Below are 573 nucleotides of genomic sequence, written 5' to 3'. Positions count from 1 at the left end.
TCACCTTGGCTTCGGTCTTGAGCTTGGCCACCAGCGTGGCCACGTCGGGCACCTTCACCCCGGCACCGCGCTTGGGCGGCTCGCTCACCTTCAGCGTCTTGATGCGCGGCGTCACGTCCACGCCCAGCTCCTCGGGCTTGACCGTCTCCAGCGGCTTCTTCTTGGCCTTCATGATGTTGGGCAGCGTCACGTAGCGCGGCTCGTTCAGGCGCAGGTCCGTGGTGATGACGGCCGGCGTGCTGATGGACAGGGTCTCCAGGCCGCCGTCCACTTCGCGCGTCACCTTGGCCTTGTCACCCTCGATCTCGACCTTGCTGGCAAACGTGGCCTGCGGCAGGCCGGCCAGCGCGGCCAGCATCTGGCCCGTCTGGTTGCAGTCGTCATCGATCGCCTGCTTGCCCAGGATCACGAGGGCGGGCTGTTCCTTGTCGACCAGGGCCTTGAGCAGCTTGGCCACCGCCAGGGGTTGCAGTTCCTCAGACGTCTCCACCAGGATCGCGCGGTCCGCGCCAATGGCCATGGCCGTGCGCAGCGTCTCCTGGCACTGGCTCACGCCGCAGGAAACCACCACCA

At 67.0% G+C, this 573-nt stretch carries 1 protein-coding gene; it reads right to left on the bottom strand.

The genetic code is table 11. The features are described from left to right. Nucleotides 1-573, bottom strand: a 573-nt coding sequence (locus BHU06_RS21940) for an electron transfer flavoprotein subunit beta/FixA family protein (RefSeq protein WP_070401358.1), incomplete at both ends; no start/stop codon positions are given.

The sequence above is a fragment of the Hydrogenophaga sp. PML113 genome, from assembly GCF_001777155.1.
Classification (GTDB): Bacteria; Pseudomonadota; Gammaproteobacteria; order Burkholderiales; family Burkholderiaceae_C; genus Hydrogenophaga; species Hydrogenophaga borbori.
The sequence above is the reverse complement of the archived record's forward strand: the minus strand, read 5'-3'. Positions and strand labels throughout refer to the sequence as shown.